Source organism: Acidiphilium sp. PM, assembly GCF_000219295.1.
Lineage (GTDB): Bacteria > Pseudomonadota > Alphaproteobacteria > Acetobacterales > Acetobacteraceae > Acidiphilium > Acidiphilium multivorum.
The window spans coordinates 1-7,484 of record NZ_AFPR01000205.1 but is presented as its reverse complement, the minus strand read 5'-3'; the positions used below and the strand labels follow the sequence as shown (position 1 = coordinate 7,484).

At 69.5% G+C, this 7,484-nt stretch carries 6 protein-coding genes and 1 pseudogene; 2 read left to right on the top strand and 5 right to left on the bottom strand.

Going from position 1 to position 7,484, the window contains the following annotated elements; genetic code table 11:
* Positions 1-1,315 (top strand): outer membrane beta-barrel protein (locus APM_RS09570; RefSeq protein ID WP_007423166.1); only part of this gene is annotated, 1,315 nt, incomplete at its 5' end.
* 21 nt (positions 1,316-1,336) lie between these two features.
* Here the strand turns inward: APM_RS09570 and APM_RS09565 are convergent.
* The 3 genes from APM_RS09565 to APM_RS09555 are packed head-to-tail and all read right to left on the bottom strand — an operon-like array spanning position 1,337 to position 4,650.
* Positions 1,337-2,254 carry an alpha/beta hydrolase gene (locus APM_RS09565; protein WP_007423165.1) on the bottom strand — a complete coding sequence of 306 codons (918 nt, stop codon included), beginning with the start codon at positions 2,252-2,254 and terminating at the stop codon, positions 1,337-1,339.
* Between the two features lie 11 nt (positions 2,255-2,265).
* A complete protein-coding gene (locus APM_RS09560; RefSeq protein ID WP_007423164.1) occupies positions 2,266-3,126 on the bottom strand; it encodes an SDR family oxidoreductase in 861 nt (286 codons plus the stop codon).
* Positions 3,127-3,150: 24 nt separating this feature from the next.
* A complete protein-coding gene (locus tag APM_RS09555; protein WP_007423163.1) occupies positions 3,151-4,650 on the bottom strand; it encodes an NAD(P)/FAD-dependent oxidoreductase in 1,500 nt (499 codons plus the stop codon).
* Between the two features lie 135 nt (positions 4,651-4,785).
* On the opposite strand from APM_RS09555, the gene APM_RS09550 reads away from it, so the two are divergent.
* Positions 4,786-5,469 (top strand): TetR/AcrR family transcriptional regulator, encoded by a 684-nt coding sequence (locus APM_RS09550; protein WP_007423162.1) that lies wholly within the window; start codon positions 4,786-4,788, stop codon positions 5,467-5,469.
* 48 nt (positions 5,470-5,517) lie between these two features.
* Here APM_RS09550 and APM_RS09545 read toward each other — a convergent pair whose 3' ends face one another.
* Both APM_RS09545 and APM_RS09540 read right to left on the bottom strand, forming a co-directional pair.
* The gene (locus APM_RS09545; RefSeq protein WP_007423161.1) at positions 5,518-7,113 is read right to left on the bottom strand and encodes an isocitrate lyase; all 1,596 of its coding nucleotides are present in this window, start codon (positions 7,111-7,113) and stop codon (positions 5,518-5,520) included.
* Positions 7,114-7,280: 167 nt separating this feature from the next.
* Positions 7,281-7,484: pseudogene (locus APM_RS09540) on the bottom strand (DUF1109 family protein); the annotation flags it as partial.

Here is a 7,484-nt window from a genome sequence, read left to right as displayed (position 1 = left end):
CGTCGGCGCCAACCTGCCGGTCTATCGGGAGATCGAGGCGCGCATTGTTAGTGCCGCGCCGGCGCCGGTGCGCGATGCGGTCCGCCGCGCGGTGGACCGGGAGCTGAGCGGCTATGCCGCGACCGACATCCGCATCATGCCGCCGCTGCCGGCGATGGGGCCGGCGAACCTGCGCCGCCAGCCGCCGGAAATCGGGCCGGCGGGCTACAAGGTTGGCGACTACACGATTTATCCCAGCATCCAGGCCGGGACGTTCTACGACGACAATATCTACGCGACGCGGACGGGGCGGGTTGCCGATGCGGTCGGCACGATCTCGCCGGTGATCGCCATCCAGTCGAACTGGAAGCGCAACGCGCTGTATGCGGAGGTCGGCGCCGACCTGACCGGCTACTGGACGCATGGCAACGAGAACACCGCGGACTGGCATGCGCAGGTCGAGGGGCGGATCGACGTCAATGCCAAGACGCGGGTGGTGCTCGGCGGCATCGTGCTGCACGAGCACGAGGACCGCTCATCGCCCGACGCGGTGGAGGGGCTGACGCCGACGCCGTATACCGAGATGAACGCCTATGCCGGCGTGATCCGCCGCGTCGGCACGTTCAGCATCCGCACGGGGGCGGCGGTCGAGCGGCTCACCTTCGGCAATGTCGAGGGCCTGCACGGCGAGATCAATAATCAGGACCGCGACCGCAACCGCTACACCTTCGGCATCCTCGCGCGCGACGACGCGCGGCCGGGGTTCCGGCCCTATGCCGAACTGCTCGGCGACCTGCGGCGCTACGACACGGTGCCGGACGACTTCCAGTATTTCCGCAATTCGGACGGGTTCCGCGCCGGGGTGGGCGCGCTGTTCCGGCTGCTGCCGAGCCTTTCGGGCGACGCGTTCGTTGGCGTGATGCACAGGGATTATGCGGATTCGCGGTTCAAGACGATCACCACGCCGGCGGGCAGCGCGGATCTGCGCTGGCAGGCCGGCGAGGATACCGCCCTCACGCTGTTCATCGACCGTTCGATCGAGGAGACGACGCTGCCGGGCAGCCCGGCCTATATCTACACGCTGGTCGGCGGGCGCATCGAGCACGCGATCACCGACGACCTGACCGGCATCGCCCGCGCCGCCTTCGCGCGGAGCGACTTCGCGCAGTCGACCCGGTGGGACAACGAGGCGGACATGTCGGTCGGGTTGCGCTACCGGCTGATGAGCCGGGTGTTCCTCGGCGTCGACTACCGCTACACGCAGCGGATTTCCAGCGACAGCATCTTCAATTTCCGCCGCAACCAGGTCTATCTCGAACTGACCGAGGAATTCTGAACCCGCGCCGCCCGGCCGGGACTAACGGCGCGTTTGGGCGATGCGGGCGGTGAGGTATTCGGCGACCTCGTCCATCGTCCGCCGCGCCTCGGGCAGCAGGAGCTGAAAGATCGGCCAGACATGGGGCATGTTGTCCCACAGCCGGATGCTGACCTCGACGCCGGCCTCGCGCGCCCTGGTGGCGAGGCGGGTGCTGTCGTCGCGCAGCACCTCGATCGCGCTGGCGTGGATGCAGAGCGGCGGCAGGCCGGCGAGGTCGGCGTGCAGCGGCGAGGCGAGCCGATCGCGCTTGTCGGCGGCGCCGAGATAGAGCGCGGCGGCGGCGGGCATGGTGGTGGCGCAGAGCATCGGGTCGGCGCGCAGGTTGGTGCGCATGCTGTCGCCGGCGCAGGCAAGGTCGGTCCAGGGCGAGAACAGCACGGCGCAGGCGGGCATCGGCAGGCCGGCGCGCTTCGCCGCGACCAGGGTGGACAGGGCGAGGCCGCCGCCCGCGGAATCGCCGGCGATGACGAGCGAGGCCGGATCGCCACCCGCATCGAGCAGGCCGCGATAGGCGGCGAGCGCATCGTCGAGCGCCGCGGGAAAGCGGTGTTCCGGCGCGAGGCGGTAGTCCGGCGCGAAGACGCGGAAGCCGCGCTTCGCGAAGGCGAGGGTGAAGGGTTTGTGCGTGGCCGGCGAGCAGGCGATGAAGCCGCCGCCATGAATGTAGAGCACGGTGGCGGCGGGCGGCGCCTTCGGCTCGGTCCACAATCCGGGGATGCCGCCGCACTCGCCCTTTACGTAGCGACCGCCGGGCGGCGGCAGGACCGGGGTGCCGAGGGCACGGCGGACGCGGCGGGCGATCTCGGCCTCGGTGCGGCCGGAGACGTCGGCGGAGAGCTGCGACTTGACGATCGCGCGGATGAGCGGGTTGACGATGTGGGAGGCGAGGCTCGGCATGGCGTTTCCCTTCAGGGCCGGGCGCGGGTGAGTTGGGCGGCGAGGGAGGAGGGCATGAAGCTGGCCTGGCGGGCGACGAGTTTCGCGTGGCCGACCGGGAGGAGGCGCTGGATCCAGTCCAGCACGCGGGCGTCGGCGCCGATCAGCACGCGGTTGCGGCGGCGCTCGATGCCATCGAGGATCGCGGCGGCGGCCTTGTCGGCCGGGGTGCGGAGGAGTTTCTCGAACTGCACGAGGCCCTCCGCCGCGGCGGCGGCATCGGTGCCGCGGGCGACGCGGGCGCTGCGGGCGATGGCGGTGTTCACCCCGCCCGGATGGATGACGGTGATGCCGACGCTGGTGCCGGCGAGTTCCTGGCGCACCGCCTCGGCGAAGCCGCGGATCGCGAACTTGCTGGCGCAATAGGCGACGTTGCCGGGCACGCCGACGATGCCGAAGACCGACGAGGTATAGGCGATCTGCGCCGCCGGCGCGCGCTTGAGATGCGGCAGGAAGGCGGTGGTCAGGCGGATGCCGGCCCAGAAATTGATGTCCATCAGCCACTCGAAATCGTCGGGGCCGTAATCGTCGAACGGGCCGGCCAGGGCGACGCCGGCATTGCTGACCAGCACCGTGACCTTGCCGTGGGCGGCGAGCACTGCATCGGGCAGCGCGGCGATGGCGGCGCGGTCGGCAAGGTCGGCGACATGGGTGGTGAGCGGCGCGCGATGCAGGGCGGCGATGCGGCGGCTGACGCCGTCGAGCCCGGCCGCGTCGCGATCGACCAGGGCGAGGCGACTGCCTTTCGCTGCCATCCGCACGGCGAGCTCGGCGCCCATGCCGCTGGCGGCGCCCGTGATGACGGCGACGGCGCCGTCGAGGTTCAGTTTCATCGGCGTGCTCTCACGTGCAGTTGCCTAACGGCTCGTTTGGTAGTCGGCGAGGTCGGCCGCGGCGGTCGCGCGGCGGTAGCCGACGACGGTGCCGGGCCAGAGCGTGGTGTTGCGGCCGTCGGCATCGAGATACCAGCTGCGGCAGCCGCCGGTGGTCCAGACCGTTTTCGCCATTTTCCGGTCCAGCTCCTTCTGGTAGCGGGCCAGCGCCTCGGGCTTCGGCGCCGCCGCCCTGATGCCGGCGGCGCGCATCCGGCGCAGGAGATCGACCGCGTAGCGCACCTGCGCCTCGATCATGATGACGACCGAATTGTGGCCGAGCCCGGTGTTCGGCCCGAGCAGGAGCAGGAAGTTCGGGAAGTTGGGGACGGTGATGCCCTTGAACGCCTCCATGCCGGTATCCGCCCAGAAGCGGTTCAGCTCGATCCCGCCGCGGCCGACGAGGCGGAGATGGCGGAAGGCGGTGGTGACCTCGAAGCCGGTGCCGTAGATGATGACGTCGGCCTCGTGCTCGACGCCCCCGGCATCGACGATGGAGCGGGCGCGCACCTCGGCCACGGCGGCGGTGGTCAGGCTGACATTCGGGCGGGCCAGGGCGGGGTAGTAGTCATCCGACAGCAGGGTGCGCTTGCAGCCCTGGCGGTAGTCCGGCGTGACGCTTGCGGCGAGGACCGGGTCCTTGATCGCGCGGGCGATGTTCCGCCGGCCGAGCGCCTCGCCGGCGCGCTGGGCCCGCCGGTTGCCGAGGAAGCCGAGCACCCGGGCCTCGTGCACCCAGAACAGCGACTGGCGGAACAGGCGGCGCATCCACGGATGGCGGGCGAAGCGGCGCTGCCAGAGCTCGGGCACCGGGCGATCGTGCCGGGGCAGCACCCAGGGCGGGGTGCGCTGGAACACGGTGACATGCGACGCCACCTTGGCGATTTCGGGGATGAACTGGATGGCGGAGGCGCCGGTGCCGATCACCGCGACGCGCTTGCCGGCGAGATCGAGATCGTGCCGCCAGGTGGCGGAGTGGAAGCGCGGGCCGGCGAAGGCCTCGATGCCCGGCAGGTCGGGGATGGAGGGCCAGTGCAGCGGGCCCATGCCGCCGACGAGGACGCGCGCCTCGATCGTGCCGGTGGTGGTGGCGGCGACCCAGAGGCCGCGCGCCTCGTCCCACCGCGCCTCGATCAGCGCCGTGCCGAAGCGGATCAGCGGGCGGAGGGAGAAGCGGTCCGCCACGTCGCGCAGATAGGCGTAGAGCTCGGGCTGCCGGGGAAAGAGGCGCGACCAGTCGGATTTCGGCGCGAAGGACAGCGAGTAGAGATGCGAGGGAATGTCGCACGCGGCGCCGGGATAGGTGTTCTCGCGCCAGGTGCCGCCGACCTCGGCGGCCTTCTCGATCAGCAGGAGATTGCCGAAGCCGGCCTCCTGCAGGCGGATCGCCATGGCGAGGCCGGCAAAGCCGGTGCCGACGATCAGCACGTCGACCCGGGTGACCGCGGCCTGCGCCTCGGCGCGGGGAGAGGCGGCGTCGAGCATGGTTGTTCCTCCGTTCCGGTGGCCGGCCCGCCGATGCGGGATTCGGGCGCGGCGCTAGGGTGTTTGCCCTAATTGGGAAAAGCATTAGGGTGAATACCCTAGGTTGGTCAAGCGAAGAGTCGGGGCGAAAAGATCATGGCGGGGACAGGCGGACGGGCCGGAGCGACGCGGCAGCGCGTGCTGGAGGCGACGCTCGGGCTGTTCAACGAGCGCGGCTTCGGCGTGACCGTCGCCGAGATCGCGGCGGCCTGCGGGATGCGCGAGGGCAACCTGCATTATCATTTCCGCAAGAAGGAGCTGCTGATCGCCACCCTGTTCGAGCGGTTCCAGGAGGAGGAGCTCGCGGTCGCGGAGGCGGAGCTGGGCGACGCGGCGGCGGCGGAGTCGTATGCCGAGTACCAGCTCGGCTGGTTCGCGCTGATGTGGCGCTATCGGTGCTTCTATCGCGACGCGTTCAACCTGCAGCACCGGCTGCCGGGGCTGAAGGGGCGGTTCATGGAGGTGCAGGCGCGGGCGAGTGCGGCGGTGGCGCGGGTGATGGCGCTGGCCACGGAGCACGGGTTCCTCGCGATTCCGGCCGGGCGGATCCGCAGCTTCGTCACCAATGTCTGGATCGTGTCGAGCTACTGGATGGATTACCTGCGCACCAGCACCGCGTCCGCCGGGCTGACGGAGCAGCAGATGCAATGGGGGTTCGGGCAGGTGATGGCGCTGTTCGAGCCCTATCTGACCCCGGCGGGGCGGGCGGCGTTCTCTCCGCTGGCGCAGCGCGCGGCGGCGCTGGTCATGCGGGAGGACGAGCCCGGCGGGCGGGGCTGAGCCCGCCGCGCCGGCATGGCGGCCCGGAGCGTGCCGGGCCGCCGCGGATCAGGCCGCGAACTGGTTCATCGTGTTGTGGGCGCCGCCGGCCTTCAGCGCGGCATCGCCGGCGAAATACTCCTTGTGATCGTCGCCGATGTCGGAGCCGGCCATGTTCTGGTGCTTCACGCAGGCGATGGCCTGGCGGATTTCCTTGCGCTGCACGCCGGCGACATAGCCGAGCATGCCCTGCTCGCCGAAATACTCCTTCGCGAGATTGTCGGTCGACAGCGCCGCGGTGTGGTAGGTCGGCAGGGTGATGAGGTGGTGGAAGATGTTCGCCCGCCGCGCGGCGTCGCGCTGGAACGTGCGGATGCGCTCATCGGCCTCGGCCGCGAGGTCGGACGCGTCGTAGTCGGCGCTCATCAGCCGGGCGCGGTCGAAGGCCGAGACGTCCCTGCCCTGCTCCTTCCAGGCATCGAAGACCTGCTGGCGGAAGTTCAGCGTCCAGTTGAAGGAGGGCGAGTTGTTGTAGGCGAGCTTGGCGTTCGGGATGACCTCGCGCACGCGATCGACCATCGAGGCGATCTGCTCGATATGGGGCTTCTCGGTCTCGATCCAGATCAGGTCGGCGCCGTTGTTCAGGGCGTTGATGCAGTCGAGCACGCAGCGGTCGGCCCCGGTGCCGGGACGGAACTGGTAGAGGTTGGAGGGCAGGCGCTTCGGGCGCAGCAGCTTGCCGTTGCGGGTGATCAGCACGTCGCCGTTGCCGATCTGCGCGGGATCGACCTCGTCGCAGTCGAGGAAGGAATTGTACTGGTCGCCGATGTCGCCCGGCTCCTTCGAATAGGCGATCTGCTTGGTCAGCCCGGCGCCGAGCGAGTCGGTGCGGGCGACGATCACGCCGTCCTCGACACCGAGCTCCATGAAGGCGTAGCGCAGGGCGCGGATCTTCTGGACGAAATCCTCGTGCGGGACGGTCACCTTGCCGTCCTGGTGGCCGCACTGCTTCTCGTCGGACACCTGGTTCTCGATCTGCAGCGCGCAGGCGCCGGCCTCGATCATCTTCTTCGCCAGCAGGTAGGTCGCCTCGGCATTGCCGAAGCCGGCGTCGATATCGGCGATGATCGGCACGACATGGGTTTCGAAATTGTCGATCCGGGTCTGCACCTCCTTCTGCTTCGCGAGGTCGCCGGCCTCGCGGGCGGCGTCGAGCTCGCGGAAGAGCAGGCCGAGCTCGCGGGCATCGGCCTGGCGGAGGAAGGTGTAGATCTCCTCGATCAGCGCCGGCACCGAGGTCTTTTCATGCATCGACTGGTCGGGCAGCGGGCCGAACTCGGAGCGCATCGCCGCGACCATCCAGCCGGAGAGGTAGATGTAGCGGCCCTTGGTGGTGCCGAAATGCTTCTTGATCGCGATCATCTTCTGCTGGGCGATGAAGCCGTGCCAGCAGCCGAGCGACTGGGTGTAGCGCGAGGGATCGGCATCGAAGGCGGCCATGTCCTGGCGCATGACCTTCGCGGTGTGGCGGGCGATGTCGAGCCCGGTCTGGAACCGGTTCTGCAGCCGCATGCGGGCCACGGCCTCGGGCGAGATGCCCTCCCAGGCGGCGCCCTTCGCGGCGATCGTTTCGCTCATCGTGCCAATCGTCTGCTGATACGTCATTCGAACCCTCGTTGTTATCCGGAAACGCGTGATGCGATTCAGATACACCTCGGGGGTCGGCGCGTCAGAAGGTTTTGTGAAGTTTTCACGTAAACATGTGAAACTATGCACCTAGTGAGCAGGTGCGGTGAAAAATTTTTACAGAACGGCGCGCGAGCGGCGCATTGTTATAAAGCCGCGCGCGGCCGGCGCGCGGGGGCGGACAGCGCCCGCAGCAGGCGGCTGGAGACCAGGCCGCCGATCAGGGCGAGCGCCAGCATGCTGCCCATCTGCCAGGCGAGCAGCGTGACCAGATTGACCGAGCCGTGGAACAGCCGCAGCGCGACCTCGGCGGCGGCGCAGGCCGCAAGCGCGCCGCACAGGCCGGCCGG

Coding starts and splice junctions, on each gene's coding strand:
- APM_RS09565 (WP_007423165.1), bottom strand. CDS start 2,254: ATGCCGAGCCTCGCCTCCCACATCGTCAACCCGCTCATCCGCGCGATC.
- APM_RS09560 (WP_007423164.1), bottom strand. CDS start 3,126: ATGAAACTGAACCTCGACGGCGCCGTCGCCGTCATCACGGGCGCCGCC.
- APM_RS09555 (WP_007423163.1), bottom strand. CDS start 4,650: ATGCTCGACGCCGCCTCTCCCCGCGCCGAGGCGCAGGCCGCGGTCACC.
- APM_RS09550 (WP_007423162.1), top strand. CDS start 4,786: ATGGCGGGGACAGGCGGACGGGCCGGAGCGACGCGGCAGCGCGTGCTG.
- APM_RS09545 (WP_007423161.1), bottom strand. CDS start 7,113: ATGACGTATCAGCAGACGATTGGCACGATGAGCGAAACGATCGCCGCG.